Annotated in this window: 16 protein-coding genes; 12 read left to right on the top strand and 4 right to left on the bottom strand. The window is 64.9% G+C overall.

What is annotated here, in order from left to right:
* Window positions 1-89: 89 nt before the first annotated feature.
* The 9 genes from AC1RMD_RS08015 (at window position 90) to AC1RMD_RS08055 (ending at window position 12,585) form a co-directional block, all read left to right on the top strand.
* On the top strand, window positions 90-2,360 hold the full coding sequence (locus tag AC1RMD_RS08015; RefSeq protein ID WP_492925370.1) for a TonB-dependent receptor: 2,271 nt from the start codon (window positions 90-92) through the stop codon (window positions 2,358-2,360).
* Window positions 2,361-2,465: 105 nt separating this feature from the next.
* Window positions 2,466-3,647, top strand: coding sequence for an NO-inducible flavohemoprotein (hmpA, locus tag AC1RMD_RS08020; RefSeq protein WP_492925658.1), 1,182 nt, complete (start codon window positions 2,466-2,468; stop codon window positions 3,645-3,647).
* A 63-nt stretch (window positions 3,648-3,710) separates the two neighbouring features.
* Complete coding sequence (locus tag AC1RMD_RS08025) at window positions 3,711-4,136, top strand: Fur family transcriptional regulator (protein ID WP_492925372.1); 426 nt, start codon at window positions 3,711-3,713, stop codon at window positions 4,134-4,136.
* A gap of 155 nt (window positions 4,137-4,291) precedes the next feature.
* Complete coding sequence (locus AC1RMD_RS08030) at window positions 4,292-5,536, top strand: GTP-binding protein (protein WP_492925374.1); 1,245 nt, start codon at window positions 4,292-4,294, stop codon at window positions 5,534-5,536.
* A gap of 9 nt (window positions 5,537-5,545) precedes the next feature.
* Window positions 5,546-7,837: a TonB-dependent receptor gene (locus AC1RMD_RS08035; RefSeq protein ID WP_492925376.1), complete on the top strand. Its 2,292-nt coding sequence runs from the start codon at window positions 5,546-5,548 to the stop codon at window positions 7,835-7,837.
* A 9-nt stretch (window positions 7,838-7,846) separates the two neighbouring features.
* Window positions 7,847-8,551 carry an ABC transporter ATP-binding protein gene (locus tag AC1RMD_RS08040; RefSeq protein WP_492925378.1) on the top strand — a complete coding sequence of 235 codons (705 nt, stop codon included), beginning with the start codon at window positions 7,847-7,849 and terminating at the stop codon, window positions 8,549-8,551.
* On the top strand, window positions 8,511-10,001 hold the full coding sequence (locus tag AC1RMD_RS08045; protein ID WP_492925380.1) for a DUF3526 domain-containing protein: 1,491 nt from the start codon (window positions 8,511-8,513) through the stop codon (window positions 9,999-10,001). Before AC1RMD_RS08040 ends, AC1RMD_RS08045 begins: the two co-directional genes overlap by 41 nt.
* A complete protein-coding gene (locus AC1RMD_RS08050) occupies window positions 9,998-11,416 on the top strand; it encodes a DUF3526 domain-containing protein (RefSeq protein ID WP_492925382.1) in 1,419 nt (472 codons plus the stop codon). Before AC1RMD_RS08045 ends, AC1RMD_RS08050 begins: the two co-directional genes overlap by 4 nt.
* A gap of 29 nt (window positions 11,417-11,445) precedes the next feature.
* Window positions 11,446-12,585, top strand: coding sequence for an esterase-like activity of phytase family protein (locus AC1RMD_RS08055; protein WP_492925384.1), 1,140 nt, complete (start codon window positions 11,446-11,448; stop codon window positions 12,583-12,585).
* Here AC1RMD_RS08055 and AC1RMD_RS08060 read toward each other — a convergent pair.
* Window positions 12,575-14,308 (bottom strand): putative bifunctional diguanylate cyclase/phosphodiesterase, encoded by a 1,734-nt coding sequence (locus AC1RMD_RS08060; protein WP_492925386.1) that lies wholly within the window; start codon window positions 14,306-14,308, stop codon window positions 12,575-12,577. The genes AC1RMD_RS08055 and AC1RMD_RS08060 overlap by 11 nt on opposite strands.
* Window positions 14,309-14,446: 138 nt before the next feature.
* Between AC1RMD_RS08060 and AC1RMD_RS08065 the strand changes: the two genes are divergently transcribed.
* Window positions 14,447-15,166, top strand: a complete 720-nt coding sequence (locus AC1RMD_RS08065) for a Crp/Fnr family transcriptional regulator (RefSeq protein ID WP_492925388.1) — start codon at window positions 14,447-14,449, stop codon at window positions 15,164-15,166.
* The gene (locus AC1RMD_RS08070; protein ID WP_492925390.1) at window positions 15,163-15,828 is read left to right on the top strand and encodes a Crp/Fnr family transcriptional regulator; all 666 of its coding nucleotides are present in this window, start codon (window positions 15,163-15,165) and stop codon (window positions 15,826-15,828) included. The genes AC1RMD_RS08065 and AC1RMD_RS08070 overlap by 4 nt, the downstream gene beginning before the upstream one ends.
* 7 nt (window positions 15,829-15,835) lie before the next feature.
* Here the strand turns inward: AC1RMD_RS08070 and AC1RMD_RS08075 are convergent, their stop codons facing one another.
* Together AC1RMD_RS08075 and AC1RMD_RS08080 are read right to left on the bottom strand one after the other, a co-directional pair.
* A complete protein-coding gene (locus AC1RMD_RS08075; RefSeq protein ID WP_492925392.1) occupies window positions 15,836-16,048 on the bottom strand; it encodes a 2-hydroxymuconate tautomerase family protein in 213 nt (70 codons plus the stop codon).
* Window positions 16,049-16,059: 11 nt separating this feature from the next.
* Window positions 16,060-16,791, bottom strand: coding sequence for an SDR family NAD(P)-dependent oxidoreductase (locus AC1RMD_RS08080; RefSeq protein WP_492925394.1), 732 nt, complete (start codon window positions 16,789-16,791; stop codon window positions 16,060-16,062).
* Between the two features lie 132 nt (window positions 16,792-16,923).
* On the opposite strand from AC1RMD_RS08080, the gene AC1RMD_RS08085 reads away from it, so the two are divergent.
* Window positions 16,924-17,838, top strand: coding sequence for a LysR family transcriptional regulator (locus AC1RMD_RS08085; RefSeq protein WP_492925396.1), 915 nt, complete (start codon window positions 16,924-16,926; stop codon window positions 17,836-17,838).
* On the opposite strand, the gene AC1RMD_RS08090 is transcribed toward AC1RMD_RS08085, so the two are convergent.
* Window positions 17,835-18,692, bottom strand: a complete 858-nt coding sequence (locus AC1RMD_RS08090; RefSeq protein ID WP_492925398.1) for a LysR family transcriptional regulator — start codon at window positions 18,690-18,692, stop codon at window positions 17,835-17,837. The two genes, AC1RMD_RS08085 and AC1RMD_RS08090, sit on opposite strands and share 4 nt — an antisense overlap.
* Between the last annotated feature and the right edge of the window lie 70 nt (window positions 18,693-18,762).

The raw sequence follows: 18,762 nt of genomic DNA on the forward strand, positions 1-18,762 counted from the left end.
TGAATCTTCAGCCGTACCCGCTGCCGCCCGCCGCGCGCCCCCCCCGTGCGTGCGCAGGCGGCGGTCATCATCCCAACATCAGGAACACCATGAAACCGACCATGTCTCCATTGGCGCTGGCGCTGCTTGCCGCCTTCTCCACCTTCGCCTGCGCGCAGGACGCGCCCATCCATCAACTGGGCACGGTGCTCGTCACCGGCAACCGTCCGACCTCGCTGCCGACCCAGATCCCGACCACGATCGAAGGCATCACCCAGGCCGACATCGAACGCAGCATCAACGCCACCGACGCCGAAGATGCGTTGAAATACCTCCCCAGCCTGCTGGTGCGCAAGCGCTACATCGGCGACTACAACCACGCCGTGCTGTCCACCCGCGCCTCCGGCACCGGCAACAGCGCCCGCTCGATGGTGTACGCCGACGGCATCCTGCTGTCCAACTACCTGGGCAACGGCGCCAGCTTCGCGCCGCGCTGGGGCATGGTCAGCCCGGAGCAGATCGAGCGCGTCGATGTGCTGTATGGCCCCTTTTCCGCGGCCTACGGCGGCAACTCGGTCGGCGCGGTGGTCGATTACGTGACCCGCATGCCGAACAAGTTCGAAGCCCACGCCAAGCTGACGCTGACGCACCAGCCCTTCGAGCTGTATAACACCAGCACCAGCTACCAGGGCAAGCAGGCCGGCATCTCGCTGGGCGACCGCCAGGGCGGATGGTCGTGGCATGTGGACGTCAACCGCACCGACAGCGAAGGCCAGCCGCTGACCTTCCCGACCAGGGCGCTCAGCGTGGGCAAACCAGGCAGCGCGGGCGTCGCGGTCACCGGCGCGGTGGCGGGGCTGGACCGCACCAACAAGGACTGGTTCATCCTCGGCACCGCCACCCAATATCACACGGTGCAGTATCAGTTCAAAGGCAAGCTGGCCTACGATATCTCGCCGACGCTGCGCGCCACCTACACCTTCGGCGTATGGCGCAACGACTCCGAGGGACGTCCGAACACCTACCTGCGCGACGCCGCCGGACGCCCGGTCTACAGCGGCGCCGTCAACATCGCCGGCCGCAGCTACACGCCAGGCGCGACGGACTTCAACCTGTCGAACGAAAATATCCAGCACGTGATGCACGGCCTGACCCTCAAGTCCCACACCAAGGGAGTGTTCGACTGGGAAGTGGCGGCCAGCGTGTACGACTACGACAAGGACCGGCTGCGCGCCGCCACCGTCGAGCTGCCGGCCGCGCTGGCGGGTGGCGCCGGCCGCATCGTCAACCAGGGCGGCACCGGCTGGAACACCTTGTCCGCCAAGGGCGTATGGCGCCCCTCACCGGCGCATGTGGCGGAATTCGGCTACCAGCGCGAGGCGTATAAGTTGTCCAGCATCGAGCACGCCGCCAACAACTGGATGGACGGCGCACCCGGCGACCGCAATGCCGCCTTCACCGGCAAGACCGAAGCCAACAGCCTGTACGCACAAGACAGCTGGAAGTTCGCGCCACGCTGGAAGACGGTGCTGGGCATGCGCTACGAGCACTGGGCCGCGCACGACGGCGCCACCTCCAACCGCACCGCGACCAAGCCGCATCCGGAGCGCAGCGAGAACTACCTGTCGCCCAAAGCCGCGCTGGCATACCAGGCCAGCGACGACTGGGTATTGAAAGCCTCGCTGGGCCGCGCCGTGCGCATGCCGACCGTGTCCGAGCTTTACCAGGGCGGCATCAACGCCGCCGGCGACTTGATCAACAACGATCCGAACCTGAAGCCTGAGAAATCGTGGACCACGGAGCTGACGGCGGAACGCAGGCTGACCAACGGCCTGCTGCGCCTGACCGCCTTCGGCGAACGCACCAGGGACGCGTTGTACTCGCAGACCAATGTGCTGGCAGGATCGAACGTCAGCACTATCCAGAACCTCGACCGCATCAACACCAAGGGGCTGGAAGTGGCCTACACGGCGGACGACGTGTGGGTGCGCGGACTGGCGATGAGCTCCAGCGTCACCTGGACCGATTCGAAGATCGCCCGCAACGACAAGTTCCCCGCCAGCGTGGGCAAATGGCAGCCGCGCATCCCGGAATGGCGCGCCACCGGCGTGGCCTCCTACGCCGTGAGCGACCAGCTCTCGCTGACGTTGGCCGCGCGCTACAGCGGCAGCCAGTATTCGACGCTGGATAACACCGACGTCAACGGCTTCGCCTACATGGGCGGCAGCAAATACTTCACCACCGACGTGCGCGCGCGCTATCGCATCGACCGCCAGTGGAGCGCGGCGATCGGCATCGATAACCTCAACAACTACAAGTACTGGAACTTCCACCCATATCCGCAGCGGACCTACGTGGCTGAACTGAAGTTCGATCTGTAAGCTGATTCACCGCAAGCGCGATCGTTTTTTCGATTGCGCCTGTTCTGACATTTAAACATTCATGTGATATACTTCTTTACGTCGAAACCACACATGGACCGCAAAATGCTCAGCACCGAACAAAAAGCCATCATCAGCGCCACCGTCCCTATCCTGGAACAAGGCGGCGAAGCCCTGACCCGTCATTTCTACCTCACGCTGTTCCGCGACTTCCCACAAGTGAAGCCGATTTTCAACCAGGCCAACCAGGCAGACGGCAACCAGCAACGCGCGCTGGCCAATGCGGTCCTGATGTACGCGAAGAATATCGAACGGCTGGAGCAACTGGGTCCGCTGGTATCGACCATCGTCAACAAGCACGTATCGCTGCAAATCCAACGCGAGCATTATCCTATGGTCGGCGCATCGCTGCTGAAGGCGATCCGCGAAGTACTGGGCGCCGACGTCGCCACCGATGCGGTCATCGACGCATGGGGCGCGGCCTACGGCCAACTGGCCGATATCCTGGCCGGCGCGGAACAAGCCGTCTATGAGAAGAACGAAGCGGCAGAAGGCGGCTGGAGCGGTACGCGCGAATTCAAGGTCGTTTCAAAGACCGTCGAGAGCGACGAAGTCACCTCCTTCGTCATGCAGCCGGCCGACGGCGGCAAAGTGGTGGCGCATGCGCCGGGCCAGTACATCGGACTGCTGATCGACGTGGACGGTGAGGAACAACGCCGCCAGTACTCGCTGTCCGCCGCCAGCAACGGCAGCAGCTACCGCATCAGCGTCAAGCGTGAGCCGGGCGGCGCGGTGTCCAACTTCCTGCACGACCACGTCAACGTTGGCGACAGTTTGAAACTGGCGCCGCCGTCCGGCGACTTTACACTGGCCGACAGCGACAAGCCACTGGTGCTGATCAGCGGTGGCGTCGGCATCACACCGACACTGGCGATGCTGACGGCGGCGCTCGACACCGGCCGCCCGGTCCACTTCATCCACGCGGCCCGCAACGCCAGCGTGCACGCCTTCCGTGACGACATCGACACGCTGGCGGCGCAGCACCCGCAGTTGCAGCGCTTCTACTGCTACGAAGCGGCCAACGACAGCGGCCCGCAACCGCACGCCACCGGCTATATCAACCAGCAACAGTTGAGCGCGTGGCTGCCGGAGACGCGCGACGTTGAAGCCTACTTCCTCGGCCCCACGCCGTTCATGAAGGCGATCAAGTCGCACCTGCTGGAACTGGGCGTGCCGCAATCGCAAACCTACTACGAGTTCTTCGGTCCTGCCGAAGCGCTGGGTTGAGCATGAGCGCCGCCATCCTCCGTGATAAGATAGCGGCGCTTCATCCCATTTATCACCGATACCATGCAAACCTTCATAGCAGGCCAAGCTGAAACCCTGATTCGTGCCACCGGCGCCCGCGTGACACGGCCACGCGTGACGGTGCTGGAGTTTCTGCTTGCCCAGCAAAAATCGCTGACCCACCACGAGATCCACGCCCATCTGTCCGATGCGGCGCTCGACCCGGTCACGCTGTATCGCGTGCTGGAATGGCTGACCGAGAACGAGCTGGTACACCGCATCGCCGGCGCCGACACCGTCTGGCGCTTCAGCGCCGGCGCCGGCCATCATGCGCACGAACACGCGCACTTCCAGTGCACCAGCTGTGAAGAGGTGACCTGCTTCACCGAAGTTCCGCTGCCGCGCAAGATCAAGCTTCCGGACGGCTTTCAAAGCCAGGAAATGGACTTCCTCATCAAGGGCACCTGCCCCCACTGCGCCAAGCGCTAAGCTGAACGCACGTCCCGCCCTTCGTTGAAATATTAATGCAACTGTGTTGCGTTAATATTTCAAACCATCTATGATGCGAACCCTATATGCAATTCAATTGCATTAGAGGGTATCCCATAATCTCCGCGCCAGCGCGCATCCACCGCGAGAAATCCATGTCCACGCTCGACACCCGGCTACCGGTCACCGTCCTTTCCGGCTTTTTAGGCGCAGGTAAAACCACCCTGCTCAATCACATCCTGGCCAACCGCGAAGGCCTGCGCGTTGCCGTCATCGTCAACGACATGAGCGAGGTGAATATCGACGCTTCGCTGCTGCGCCAGGGCGCGGAGAATGCCGGTGCGGCGCTATCGCGCACCGAGGAAAAAATGGTCGAGATGAGCAACGGCTGCATCTGCTGCACCTTGCGCGAAGACCTGCTGCTGGAGGTGCGCAAGCTGGCCGCCAGCCAGCGCTTCGACTACCTGCTGATCGAATCGACCGGCATCGGCGAACCGATGCCGGTCGCCGCCACCTTCGATTTCGAGGACGAACACGGCGACTCTCTCAACCACATCGCCCGGATCGACACCATGGTCACCGTGGTCGACGCCGTCAACCTGCTCAACGACTATCACGGGACCGACTACCTGGCCCAACGCGGCCAAACTGCGGGCGAAGGCGACGACCGCACGCTGGCCACGTTGTTGTCGGAGCAGATCGAGTTCGCCGACGTCATCGTCGTCAGCAAGACGGACCTGGTCTCGCTTGAGCACCTGGGCGAAGTACGCGCCGTCATCAAGGCTTTGAATCCGGGCGCGGCGGTCGTCTACGCTGAACAAGGCCGGGTCGGGCTGCACAAGATACTCGGCACCGGAAAGTTCGACCTCGAAAAGGCCAGCCAGATGGCCGGCTGGGCGCGCGAGCTGGCCGGCATCCACCTGCCGGAGAGCGAGGAATATGGCATCTCCAGCTTCGTCTTGCGCGACCGTCGGCCGCTGCATCCGCAACGCTTCGACCGCTTCCTCGACCAGGCTTTTCCCGGCCTGATACGCGCCAAGGGCTATGTGTGGCTGGCCAGCCGTCCCGATTGGGCGGTTGCCTACTCACGCGCCGGCAAGATCGCCTCGGTGGAGCCGGTCGGCCAATGGTGGGCTGCCAGCGACAGGGAGAACTGGCCACCCCAAGGCGATCCCGACCGGCTGGCGATTGAAGCCGTGTGGGTGGAACCGTATGGCGACCGCCTGAACGAACTTGTATTCATCGGCCGCGACATGGAGCCAGGCGCCATCGAAGCCGCGTTCGAAACCTGTGTGCTGAGCGACGTCGAAATGGCGGCCGGTACGGCCGCATGGCGCAACTACACCGATCCGTTCCCTGACTGGGAGCGCGAAGACCAGCCCCAGACGCCAACCCACTAAGACCAGAATATGACCCCGAACCTACGCCCCCTGGCGACAGCAATCTCGCTGTCGCTGGCCGCCGCCTTTGTCTGCGCGGACGAAGCCAGCATGCCGACAGTGATCGTCAACAGCGCCCGCAGCGGTCTCGATCCCGACCTGCCGACCACCAGCGTCGCCAAGACCCAGGAAGAACTGCGCCAACAGCAAAACATCTTCAATCCGGAAGACGCCTTGCGCAATATGCCGAGCATGACGATCCGCAAGCGATATAGCGGCGACCGCAACGCGCTGGTGGGCGGCCGCAGCTTCTCCACCACGCAGGCGCCGCGCGCGCTGGTGACGATGGACGGCTATCTGCTGTCGAACTTCCTGGGCCGCTTCGATGCGCCGCGCTGGAACATGATCGCGCCGGAGGAAATCACCCGCGTCGAAGTACTGTACGGCCCCTTCTCGGCGCTCTACCCGGGCAACGCGATCGGTGCCACCATCGCCGTCAGCACCAGCCGCCCGACCACGTTTGGCGGATCGGTGCGGGTAGCGATGCAGAACCAGTCGTACGCGCAGTACGGCGACCAGGACCACTACCGCAACTATCAGGGCTCGGCCATCATCGGCGACAAGCTGGCTTCCGGCCTGTGGTACAAGCTGATGCTCAATCACCAGGACGCGACCAGCCAGCCGATGGGTTACTACACCGCCACCGCCAACGCGGCGGGGGAATTCCCACAGCCCGCCGCCAACGGAACCGCGACGCCAGTCACCGGCATCGTCTACGACACCGGACCTTACGGGACAAGGCGCGCCATCTTCGGCGCCAACGCCGGCGCCATCGACCACACCTTGCAAAACACCGTGAAGGCGACCTTCGGCTACGACATCTCGCCGACGCTTGGCGCGGAAGGCTTCCTCGCCTGGTGGGAAAACCAAAGCACAACGCGCAACAGTACCTTTCTGCGCGACGCCTCCGGCAACAGCGTCTGGTCCGGCCGCGTCACCGATGGCGCCAACGTATTTGTGCTGCCGGCATCCGCCTTCGCGCCATACAAGCGGGACGAACACCATGCCCAGGCCGGCCTGACGGTCAAAACCCGCCACAGGAGCGGATGGAATGCCAGCGTCTCCGCCAGCACCTATCGCATCCTCGACGACGTGCAGCGCAACGCCGGCAGCGCCGATCCGTTCGCAGCCAGCGGCGGCGCCGGCAACGCCGTGGTGCGCGACGGCAGCGGCTTCAATTCGGTGGATCTGCAAACTAGCTACACACCTGTGGCCGGCGACTGGACCGGTGGCGCCCACGCCCTCATTTTCGGCCTGCACGCGGACGACTACAAACTCAAACAAGCCACCCGCAATACCGCCGACTGGCGCAACGCCTCTGGTCCGGAAGCGCAGTTTGTCGGCGGCGAGACACAGGTGCTGGCCGCGTATGGCCAGGATGCCTGGCGGTTCGCGCCGCATTGGCAAGCGATCCTGGGCCTGCGTGCCGAATCGTGGCAGGCCACCAAAGGCGCGCAACGCACGCCGGGCGCCGCGCAGTCCTATCCGCGCCGCAGCGAGCAAGCCTGGTCGCCGAAGTTTTCGCTGGCATGGGATGCCTCGGCCGATACCACGGTGAGACTGTCCGCCGCGCGCGCCACCCGCTTCGCCACCGTGGCCGAACTGTTCCAGGGCACGGCGGTCGGCAGCAGCATCGTCATCAACGATCCAAAGTTGAAGCCGGAACGGTCCAACGCGCTGGAGCTGATGGCGGAACAACGTTACGCAATTGGCAGCCTGCGCGCCTCGCTGTTCCAGGACGATGTGCGCGACACCATCTGGACCCAGTTGAATCTGAACGTCTTCCCCAACGTGACCAACGTCCAGAACATCGGGCGGGTGCGCACGCGTGGGCTGGAGCTGGTCGGACAGGTCGACCGCCTTGGCATACGAGGCCTGAGCGCGGACGCCAATATCGCCTTCAGCAAGTCGACCGTCCTGGAGAACGACAACTATCGTCCATCGATAGGCAAGAACTGGGCGCGCGTGCCGCGCGTGCGCTCGGCCACCACGCTGACCTACGCCCCCACCGACGTCTGGAGCGTCGCCGCGAGCTATCGATATTCCGGCGCCCAGTTCAACGAGATCAATAACAGCGACTACAACACCGATGTCTACGGCGCGGTCTCTCGCGTCAGCCAGCTGGACGTGCGGCTGCTGGTCAAGCCGGCCAGGAACACCGAAGTCGCCATCGGCGTCGATAACCTCAACAACAACCGCGCCTACCAGCTGCATCCCTACCCGGGACGCACGCTGTCGCTTGAAGCGCGCTATGCGTTCTAGGAGAGCGGCTTGATACGCATCGAAAAATTGAGTAAGCGCTACGACGGCCGTACCGTGGTCGACGCCCTCGATCTGCATGTGCACAGCGGGGAAATCTACGCCCTGCTGGGCCCCAACGGCGCCGGCAAGTCGACCACCATCGGCTGCCTGCTGGGCTTTGTCGACGCCGACGGCGGCGGCATCCAGCTGGCCGGCTCCAGCCTGCCGCCGGCCCGCGCCGCCGTCGAACATGCGGCCTACATCGCGGAAAACATCGCGCTGTACGAACGCTTGACCGGAGTGGAGAACGTCGAGTTCTTCATGCGCCTGTCGGGCCGGCGTCCAGGCCGGGGACAGATCGAAACGCTGCTGGAGCGCGCGGGCCTGCCGCAGCATGCGTGGCATCGCATGGCATCCAGCTACTCGAAGGGCATGCGGCAAAAGGTCGGCATCGTCATGGCGCTGGCCAAGGGCGCGCAAGTGCTGGTGCTGGACGAACCGACGTCCGGACTGGATCCGGAAGCCAGCGTGAGCTTCGGAGAACTGGTGCGCTCGCTGGCGAACGAAGGCGCGGCGGTACTGATGGCGACGCACGACCTGTTTCGCGCGCAGGAACTGGCAGACCGTTGCGGCATGCTGGTGGGCGGCCGTCTGGCCGGTGAATGGAGACTGGGAGAACTGAATGCAGGCGAACTTGAACGTAACTACCTTGACATCCTCGCCCGCCGCACCTAGGCACGGCGCACGCCCGGGCTGGCAGACTTGGGGCATCGCCTGGCGCGGCGCCTGGCAGGCCGACTGGCGCGAGCGACGGCGCGACTGGCGCGTGTGGCTGGTGATCGCCGTGGGCCTGATGCTGGCCGCTTGCGCGGCGCTGCTGTCGTCGCTGGAACTGAACGACACACTGGCGGCCAGGGCGGATGCACGGCAATCGGAACAGCAACGCTGGTCGAGCCAGGGCAAGAAGTATCCGCACGCGGCCGCGCATTATGGCGTCTACGTGTTCAAGCCCTTGTCCGCGCTGGCCGCGCTGGATCCGGGCATCGAACCTTATGTCGGTTCCAGCGTCTGGCTCGAAGCGCACAAGCAAAATGAGCTGGTCTACCGTCCGGCCGACGACGAACCAGGCGCGAACCGGCAGTTCCGCCTGACGCCGGCCTTCGTGCTGCAGGTGATCGCGCCAATGGCGATGATCTTTCTCGGCTTCGGCATGTTTGCCGGCGAGCGTGAACGCGGCACACTGGCGTCGCTACGCATCAACGCCGCACCACTAAGCGCCATCGCGCTGGCGCGCGGCGCGGTGCTGCTTTGCCTGGCGGCGACGTTGGCGCTACCGGCCTGTATCGCCGTCTCCGCCCTGGAGTGGTCGCAGCAAGCGCGTAGTCCATTCAGCGACGGCGCCATGCGGGGGGCGATATTCACCGGCGGCTACCTGCTCTATCTCTGCACCTGGGCCACGCTGATTGCCGGCGTCTCGGCTTGGGCGCCGTCCCTGCGCGCCAGCCTGGCCATGTTGATCGGCCTGTGGGCGGCCACCACGCTGGTGCTGCCGCGCGCTGCGATCGAACTGGCGCAAGCGGCCGCGCCGCTGCCGAGCATGCAGCAATTCCGTGCAGATCTCGACGCTGCGCTCGGCGCACCGGACGATCCGCAACAGGCCCGGCGCGACCAGCAGCAACTGCTGCGGCAATACGGCGTTAGCGATGTTAAAGATCTGCCGGTCAACTGGGCCGGGATCAGCCTGCGGCGCGGCGAGCAGCATGGCGACCGGCTATTCGATCAACACTATGGGCGCTTGTTTGACGCCATGCGCAAGCAGAGCGAGGCAGCGGCGCTGGCTGGATGGCTGTCGCCGGCGGTGGCGTTGGCCGGCCTGTCCGGCGCCACCGCCGGCAGCGATACGGCGCACCACATCCAGTTCATCAACGGCGCCGAACGGCAACGCCGCGTGATACAGGATGTAATGAACAACGCCATCACCGCCAACCCGGAGAAGAACGGTGTTCGCTACGACGGCGACCAGTCGCTCTGGAACCAGGTGCCTCCGTTCCGCTTCACCTATGCGCCGCTCGATCCCGCCGCGCTGGCGGTCCACCAGGGACTGCCCCTGGCGGCCCTGTTCCTGGCAAGCCTGTTGCTGTGCGGCGCAGGCTTGCGCCACCTACGTCGAGGAAGCATAAGATGAAACAAACAATCATCCTGATCGCATACGACTTGCGGATCCAGCTGCGGGAACGCGGCAGCATCGCGCTATTGCTGGTTGCTGTGCTGTTGGCGGGTTTCGGCCTGTTTGAAGGTGCGCGCTTCGACCGGCATACCGGCGCGGCCGTCGCCGCCGCCAAGGCCCAGGAAGCGCAGGCCCGCAGTGCCGCCAACATCCTGGCGCAACGCTATTTCGCGGATCCCGGCGCAGCCGAGTTCAAGGATCTGCAATGGTTTCGCACGCCCATCGACGTCCGCGGCTATGCATTCCGTGAGCACGTCGGCTTTGCGGAAAAGCCGCTTGCGGCAGGCGGCGCTTTGGCAGTCGGCCAGGCGGACCTCCAGCCGGCGTATGTCCGGGTGCGGGCGGAGTCCATGCAGTCCAGCCGCACCGCGGTGGAGATCGAACATCCTGCCCGCCTGGCCGCGGGCCGTTTCGACCTGGCGTTCTTTGTCGTGTATCTGTGGCCGCTGATCCTGCTGGCGCTCTGCACCTCCGTGCTGACCCAGGACCGTGAAAGCCTGCGCCTGCGCGCCTTGCAATTGCAGGGAGTGGGCCAGGGCCGGATGCTGGCCGCACAGGTGATGGCGCGCACGCTGGGCGCCACCGCCCTGCTGCTGGCACTCTGCTCCGCCGCTGCTTTGCTGGGCGGCGCGGTGGCCGTGACAAGCGCCGGCCTGCGTGCGCTGGCCGCCTGGGCGGGCGTGGTGCTGCTGTATTCCACGTTCTGGGGCGCGGCCGCGATGGCCATCTGTGCGGTCTGCGGCAGCCGGATGACGGCGGCCTTCGCCGGCTTCGGCGCCTGGCTGGTGCTGGCTATCATGCTCCCGGCGGCGACCACCGCATCCATCCATCTTGCGGCGCCGGTACCGCAACGAGAGCACTATGTGCAGGCGATGCGCGACGCCGGCGACCGTGTTGCCGCCGGACTGCCCCGACTTGAGCGCGCCGTGGCGCTGGAAAACCAGATGGCAGGCGTGGAGCGCCAGTTCCAGCAAGCGGGCGCGCGGCGTCAGGCGCTCTTCGATCGGGCGCTGGCGATCAGTCCAGTCACGCTGGCCTATGAAAGCATGGCCATCATCGCCGGCCACGATGGTGCGCGCCACCAGCGTTTCATGACCGAGGTCCAGCACCACCAGTTGCGGCTGCGCGCCTACTTCCAGAATGCCGTCCGGCTGGCGACGCTGGGCGATGCGAAGCGCCACTGCGCCACCACCTGCCTTGGCGGCTACGGCTTCCTGGACTTCGACGGTGTGCCGCGCTTTGGCGCTTCCACCGCGCTGTATGCAAGCCCGAAGTTTCCGCCGCAACTGGCCGCACTGGGCGCGTGGATAGCCGTGCTGCTGGCGCTAACGGCGGCATCGCTGCGAAGGAGCGGTGGCCGGGCTGCTCGCTGAACGCCGCCACCAACGCTATACTTCCCCCCATGAACAAGAAAACAATAGCGGCCATCGCATGCACCCTTCTGCTGGCGGCCTGCGCGCCGCTGAGCGCCAACAGCACACCGCCGAACTCGGTGCCAAGCTTGCGTTTCATCGGCGAGCAACGCCTGCCGTGGCGCCAGCAGTTCCAGGGCACGATGGTCGGCGGCTTGTCCGGCATCGACTACGACGCCGCCAGCGGCGAATGGGCAATCATCAGCGACGACCGCTCGGCCAACAACCCCGCCCGCTACTACCGCGCGCGCCTGGCCTACGACGAACATGCGTTCAAGTCGGTCGAGCTGACCGGCGTATCGTTCCTGCTGCAGCCGGACGGCAGCAGCTATCCCTCCAAGGAAGAATACGCGATGCACGGTGGCGTCGTACCGGATCTGGAAACCATCCGCGTCGATCCGCGGGACGGCAGCATCTGGTATGCCAGCGAAGGCGATGTCGCCCTTGGCCTCGATCCTTTCGTGCGCCATGCGGCGCGGGACGGCCGCTTTATCTCCACGCTGTCGCTGCCGGCTGTGTTCAGCGTCTCCTCCGATCACGCCACCGGGCCGCGCAACAACCTGAGTTTCGAGGGCTTGAGCTTCGCGCCGGATGGACGCTCGCTGTGGGTGTCGATGGAGGGCCCGATGTACCAGGACAGCGACGCGCCGACGCCGGAACACGGTGCGGTCAATCGCATTACCCATTTCAGCCGCGACGGCAAGGTGCTCGGCCAGTTTGCCTATCCGCTCAGCGCCATTCCGGCCACGCCGGGCAAGGGCAAATTCGCCGACAACGGCATCTCCGAGATCGTGGCGCTCGGTGACACCCGGCTGCTGGCGATGGAGCGCTCCGGCGTGCAAGGCGCGGACGGCAAGTACAAGGACTATGTGCGGCTGTTCGAAATCGACACGGCAGCCGCGTCCGACATCCAGCACCTGCCGGCGTTGCAAGGCGCGTCGTATCGCCTTGCGCACAAGCGCCTGGTATTGGACCTGAACCAGTTGAACCTGCCCACGGTGGACAACCTGGAGGGCATGTCTTTCGGACCGCAGCTGCCCAACGGCCACGCCAGCCTGGTGCTGATCTCCGACGACAACTTCGGCAAGAACCAGGTCATCCAGCTGCTGCTGTTCGAAGTTATTCCGTGATCAAGGTGCGCAGCTCGGGTTCCGGCACGGGACGGCTGTACAGATATCCCTGATAGCGCCGGCAGCCCAGTTCCTCCAGCAGCACGCGCTGCGCCATTGTTTCGACGCCTTCCGCGATGACGTCCAGTTGCAGGCTGCGCGCCATCGCAACGATGGTCCGCACGATGACCTGGTCGCTGCTGTCGCTGGCCAGGTCGCGCACAAAAGACTGGTCGATCTTCAGTTGGCTCAACGGCAGGCGCTTCAGGTATTGCAGTGAAGAGTAACCGGTGCCGAAATCGTCCAGCGAAAAACGCACACCGACCGCCTTCAGTTCCTGCATGCAGGCGATGGTTTCCTCGATCTTCTCCAGCAGCACGCCCTCGGTCAACTCCAGCTTCAGCAAGCGCGGATCGACGCCATGCCGGTCCAGCGCAGCGCGCACCTCCGCGCCAAAATCCGGCTGATGGAATTGCTGCGCGCTGACGTTGATCGCCAGGACCAGCTCCGCCATCCGGGGCACCGCTTGCCAGGCGGCGAGCTGCGCACACGCAGCCTCCAGCACCCAGTGGCCAATCGACAGTATCAGCCCGGTCTCTTCCGCCAGAGGAATGAAGCTGACCGGCGACACCGTCGCGCCATCGCTGCGTAACCAGCGTATCAACGCCTCGGCGCCGCGCGCCTTGCCGTGCTGGTCGATCTGCGGCTGGAAATGCAACGCGAACTCGTGGCGCTCGATCGCGTGGCGCAAATCGTTTTCCATTTGCGCCCGCTCGCTGATGCGGTCCTGCATTTGCTGGTCGAAGAAACGCATGCCGTTGCGGCCGGCCTGCTTGGCCTGATACATGGCGATATCGGCCTGCATCAGCAGTTCATCCGGCTGCGGCGGCTCGCCGTTATGGAACAAGGTCGCGCCGATGCTCGGCGTGCTGCGACAGTGATGTGTCCCCAGTTCGTATGGCCGGTTCAACGCCACCAGTATCTTGGCGCCCAGCGATTCAACTTCGGCAGCCGCCTCCAGCGCGCCGCTGCTCAGACCCTCCACCAGCACCACGAATTCGTCGCCGCCCAGGCGCGCGACAGTGTCGCCTTTGCGCAGGCTCGATTGCAAGCGCTCGCCGACCTGGGACAGCAGCAGGTCACCGACGTTGTGGCCCAGTGTGTCGTTCAGGATCTTGAAGTTGTCCAGGTCGATGAACATCAGCGCGCAGTAGCGGTCATGCTGGCTGCTGGCGGCCAGCACTTGCCGCAAGCGGTCCAGCAGCAGGCGGCGGTTGGGCAGGCGTGTCAAGGGATCGTAGAACGCCAGGCTACGGATTTCATCGTTGGCGGCCTTGCTGAGCGTGATGTCCGTCAGCGCGGCGACATAGTTGGTGATCTCGCCGTGGTCGTCGCGCACGGCGGTAATGCTGAGGTGTTCGGGATAGACCTCGCCGTTCTTGCGGCGATTCCAGATCTCCCCCTCCCAAATGCCGTCGCGCGCGATGGCGGCCCACATCACGGTATAGAAGTCCGCCACGTGGCGCCCCGAGCTCAATAGCCTGGGCGTTTGCCCCACCACCTCCTCGCTGCTGTAGCCGGTGATGCGGACGAAGGCCCGGTTGACCCGCACGATGCGGCCGCGTCTGTCGGTCACCATCATGCCCTGCGCGGCTTCGAATACGGTGGCGGCCAGCCGCCGCGCCGCGTCAGGATCGGGGGCGGCGACATACGCCGGTGCACACGCGCTCAGGGAAGGTGACATGAAGAACCTTAGTTACAGAGAATGGAGTAAGCGAAGGTTACTGATCCTCATCAAGAAAATAATTGATCTGGATCAAAGAAATTGCAGTTGCAGGTCACTACCATGATCTGATCGTCCAAAAAATAAGAGTAGGAAATCATGATTACCTCCATCGAACGCAACAATTGCGCCGAGTGCGAGCATCGCATGACGTGCGTCGGCGCCGCCGCCGGCAATCGGGACGCCAGCCAGCGCATCCGCATCGCCCGCCACGCCACCCTGTACCAGGCCGGCGATGCAGTCAGCGATCACATATTCAACATCCGCTCCGGCAGCTTCAAGGTTTTGCGCGCCGCATCGCAGCAGCCGGCGCACATCATCGGCTTCGCGCTGGCGCCGGACTTCCTCGGCCTTGATGCAATGGATCGCGAGCGGCACGCCAACACCGTCATCGCGCTGGAGGACAGCGAGGTATGCAGCATCAACTGGAACCGCCACGCCTTCGAAGGCCGCCGACGCCCGGTGATGCGGGCCAGCCTGCACGCCCTGCTCAGCCGCGAGATCCGCCGCGAACAGCGCGCCACCCTCATGCTGCGCAATACCCAGGCCGAGCAGCGCATGGCCGACCTGCTGCTGTCGCTGTCGCAGCGCCGCGTCGAATACGGCCACGTGGCGGAGCAGTTCCGGCTACCGATGTCGCGCTGCGATATCGCCAGCTACCTGGGCGTGACCGCCGAATGCGTCAGCCGCCTGTTGCTGCTGTTCCGCCAGCGCGCACTGTTCGAGCTGCGGCGCAGGGACATCAAGCTGCTGAACCTGTCGGCGCTGCGCAACATGGCCATCGGCAGCCCTCCGGAACCGGCAATGGTGGCATCATGACGGCGCTGGAACTGGCCCAATGCCAGCTTGGCAGCCAGGTGCAGCTGGCGCGCGGCGAGCACCTGTTCCACATGGGCGCCGAGGCCGATGGCGAACTGTATTTTGTCCGCGGCGGCCACCTGAAGCTATACCAGCCCTGCGGCGACGGCGTGCAGCGCATCATCGACTTCACCCGCCCGGGCGACTGGCTGGGCGTCGATACGATAGGCGAGCAGTATCGGCACGCCTCCGCCGTGGCATTGACCGACTGCCAGGTGGACGTGGTGCAGTACCGCCACCTGGCCGAATTGATGGATGAAGAACCGTATAGCTGCGACCTGTTCAGCGCGATGCTGAGCCGCGAGATCGACCGCCAGCAGCTGGCCGCCGCCATCCTGCGCAGCGCCGGCGCCTGCCAGCGCATCGTGATGTTCCTGCTGCAGCGCGCGGGGCCGGCGCCGCAGGCGCCGATGCTGGAAACGCACTCGCCGCTGCCGATGTCGCGCCAGGACATCAGCGACTACCTGGGTCTGACCCCGGCCACCGTCAGCCGCACGCTCAGTTCCCTCAAGCGCAACGGCTGGATATCGCTGGGCCAGCGCGGCTTTGTGGTGCTGTCCCGTCCCGCGCTGGAGCGGCTGGCGGCCGGGGCGCCGCTGGCCATCGCCTCCCAGGCCGCCTGACGCCGCGTCACAGCGCCGACTTGGGCCGGCGCCGGCGGGTGGTGACGCTCTCGCGGTTCAAGCCCCAGTTGTCGGTCTCCACTTCGTCGATGATGACGAAGGTGGTTGCCGGGTCCTTGTCCAGCACGCGGGACAGCAAGTCGGTGACGCCTTCGATCAGCTCCAGCTTCTGGGCCGCCGTTACGCCTTCATTGGTCACGCGGATGTTCACATATGGCATGGCGCGGCTCCTTACCAGGTGCCGGCGGTGGCGCCGCCGTCGACCGGCAGCACGACGCCGCTGGTGAAACCGGATTCGGTCAGATACAGCACCGCCTCCACCACATCCTTCACGCGCCCCATTTCGCCGCTTGGCGACAAGGTCTTCAGGAATGCGCGGGTGCCTTCGTCCTTGCCGTGCATCGGCGTATCGATAATGCCGGGGGCAACCGCGTTGACCTTGACGTTGGAAGCTGCCAGTTCCAGCGCCAGGCCGCGCGTGGCGTTGTTCAGCCCCCCCTTGATCAGGATGGGCAGCAGCGCCGGCACCTTGGCGGTCGGCTGCATCGCCAGGCTGGCGGTGATGGTGACGATATGGCCGCCGCGGTTGGCGCTCATGTGCCGCGCCGCCGCTTGCGATGGGTAGAAGAAGCCCATCAGGTTGGTGTTGACGATGGTTTGTACTTCTTCCTGCGTGTAGTCGCCGACCGGCTTGGCGATGAAGATGCCGGCGTTGTTGATCAGGACATCGACCTTGCCAAAGGCCGCGACGGCGCGTGCGAACAACTCCTTGGCGGTGGCCGGATCGGCGATGTCGCCTGCCACCGGCAGGAAGTTGGATGGGTTGCCCCACTGCGCGGCGGCGCTCTGCAAGCGGTCCAGCGTGCGGGCGTTGCCGACCACGTTGTAGCCGCGCTTCAGGTAAGCCTCGGCGATGGCAAAGCCGATGCCGCTCGATGCGCCGGTGACGATGACTGTTTTCATGATCATGCTCCTATGAGTTTCTGGTTGCGGCGTTCAGCGACGCCATGCAGATCACTATACTTATGACTTCGGCGTTGATAAATGAGGTTCAATGCAAGATAATTGATACACTATGTAATTAATAAGGCCGACATGAAGCGCAATTTCGACGACGTCCTGCTGGGCAGCATAGAGCTGTTCTGCTTTGCGGCGGAACTGGGCAGCTTTACCGCGGCCGCCACGGCGGCCAGCGTGACGCCGGCGGCCGTCAGCCGCTCCATCGCCAGGCTGGAGGAACGGCTGGGCGTGCGCCTGTTCGTGCGCACCACGCGCCAGATCCGCCTGACGGACGGCGGCCGTAACTATTTCGAACAATGCCGGCAAGCGCTGTCGCTGCTGACGGACGCCGAGCGCCAGCTCACGGGCGCCCAGGCCAAGCCGGCCGGCGCGCTGCGCGTCAGCGCACCGACGCCGTACGCGCATTACCGCCTGCTGCCGCTAATGGGGGAGTTTCGCAGGAAGTACCCGGAAGTGACGCTGGATATCCACGTCAGCAATCGCAATATCGACTTTGCCGACGAAGGCTACGACCTGGCGATACGCGGCCGCGCGCCGGCCGATTCCAGCCTCATCGCGCGCAAACTGGAGGACGCCGAACTGGTGCTGGTCGCCTCGCCCGCCTACCTGAAGCGGCACGGCAAGCCGCGCAAGCTGGACGACCTGCACCAGCACGAATGCATACAGTTCGAGCTGCCCAGCACCGGCAAGCGCATTCCGTGGCAGTTCATGCGGGACGGCGCGGCGATCGACCTGCCGACCAGCGGCGGCTTATGCTGCTCGGAGGACGTGCTGGGCATCGTCACGCTGGCGCGCGCGGGCGCGGGCCTGGTGCAGACCTACCGCTACATCATCGAACACGATCTGGCGCGCGGCGAGCTGGTCGAACTGCTGCCGCAACACGGCGGCACGTCGCGGCCCTTTATCCTGCTGTATCCGCATGCGCGCCACCTGTCGCTGCGGGTGCGCACCTTTGTCGACTTCCTGGTGGCCAAACTGCCCGGCCACTAGGACAGACTGTCCGCGAAGGCGCTGCGGGCCGGATGATGCAGCACGTCCTTGCGCCAGACCAGCAGTGTTTCAACCTGGGCGATGCGCGGCGGCAGCGCATGCTGGCGTATGGTCTTGGCCAGCTTGCGCTGGTCAAGCACCTCCTTGGGCATCAGCGCGACGCCCATGCCGGCGGCCACGCAGCCGATGATCGCTTCAAAGGTGCCGAATTCCGACACCCGCGCCGGCGCCACGCCGCCTTCGGCGAACCAGGCCTCCAGCCGGCGGCGGTAGGTGCAACCGGTGCGGAACACCAGCAGGTTGCGGCGGGCCAGCTGCTGCGGCGACTTCACCGGCGGATGGCCGTGGCAGGTGATCAGCACCAGTTCCTCTACAAACACCGGCAGCTGTTCCAGCTCCGCGTGCTGCACCGGGCCTGCCACCAGGGCCACATCCAGCCGGTGCTTCAGGACTCCTTCCAGCAACTGATCGGTGGGCGCGGTGTCCAGTATCAGATCCACATGCGGGTGCTTGCGATTGAACCCGGCCAGCACTTGCGGCAGGCGCGCCGCCGCCGTGGTCTCCATCGATCCGATGCGCAGCTGGCCGGAAGGTTTCTGATCCGGCCGCACGGCGGCCTGCGCTTCCTCCGCCAACTGCAGCAGGCGATCGGCATAGGCCAGCAGGCGCGAACCTTCGACGGTGATCTGCAGCTTGCGGCCGGAACGATGGAACAACGGCACGCCCAGCGACTCCTCCAGCTGCGTCAACCGCGCCGAGACGTTGGACTGGACCCGGTTCAGGCGCGCCGCGGCCAGCGTGATGCTGCCCTCTTCGGCGACCGCTTTAAAGATGCGCAAGGCGGAGAGTTCCATGAACGATTCTTAAAATGAGATAGATGTCTTCATTATTATTCATTTTTTGAAATAGTCAAACCATCCTATA

It is taken from the genome of Duganella sp. GW822-FHT06D06 (genome assembly GCF_058799615.1).